General features: G+C 48.6%; 2 tRNA genes and 1 rRNA gene. All 3 read right to left on the bottom strand.

The annotated features are described in order from the left end of the window. Positions 1-425: ribosomal RNA gene (locus AO068_RS26045) — 23S ribosomal RNA — on the bottom strand; the annotation flags it as partial. 230 nt (positions 426-655) lie between these two features. Then, positions 656-731, bottom strand: a tRNA-Ala gene (locus AO068_RS26040). A 25-nt stretch (positions 732-756) separates the two neighbouring features. Continuing rightward, positions 757-830 (bottom strand) — tRNA-Ile (locus AO068_RS26035). Between the last annotated feature and the right edge of the window lie 105 nt (positions 831-935).

Here is a 935-nt window from a genome sequence, read left to right as displayed (position 1 = left end):
AGTATTTAGCCTTGGAGGATGGTCCCCCCATATTCAGGCAAGGTTTCTCGTGCCCCGTCCTACTCGATTTCATTGGAAAGGGATTTTCGCGTACAGGGCTATCACCCACTATGGCCGTCCTTTCCAGAACGTTCCGCTAATCTCAATACAACTTAAGGGCTGGTCCCCGTTCGCTCGCCACTACTAAGGGAATCTCGGTTGATTTCTTTTCCTCAGGGTACTTAGATGTTTCAGTTCCCCTGGTTCGCCTCTTGCACCTATGTATTCAGTACAAGATAACCATCTTATGATGGCTGGGTTCCCCCATTCAGACATCTCCGGATCACAGTCTGTTTGCCGACTCCCCGAAGCTTTTCGCAGGCTACCACGTCTTTCATCGCCTCTGACTGCCAAGGCATCCACCGTATGCGCTTCTTCACTTGACCATATAACCCCAAGCAATCTGGTTATACTGTGAAGACGACATTCGCCGAAAGTTTGCATTTCACAAACTTTACCTTAGCCCGGACACACACCAGTGAAAGAGGTGCCCGGTCTATTTCTTTCTATCACATACCCAAATTTTTAAAGAACGATCTAATCAAAGACTAGAAATCAACATTCATTCAGGATCAATGGAATGCTCATTTCTAAGCTTTCAAACAGAAGCAGTAAGTGGTGGAGCCAAGCGGGATCGAACCGCTGACCTCCTGCGTGCAAGGCAGGCGCTCTCCCAGCTGAGCTATGGCCCCGTATTTCTACAGGCGTTTCCCACACAAAATNTGGGCAGATTCGAACTGCCGACCTCACCCTTATCAGGGGTGCGCTCTAACCAACTGAGCTACAGACCCAATTTCGAGCTTGTAGCCGCTAGCGTTGAGCTATCAGCTTGGAGCTTAAAGCTGCTTCTAATCGTCTTCTTCAATGAATCAAGCAATTCGTGTGGGTGCTTATGG

The organism is Pseudomonas sp. ICMP 3272, from assembly GCF_001466905.1.
Lineage (GTDB): Bacteria > Pseudomonadota > Gammaproteobacteria > Pseudomonadales > Pseudomonadaceae > Aquipseudomonas > Aquipseudomonas amygdali.
This window is presented reverse-complemented; position numbering and strand designations above follow the sequence as displayed.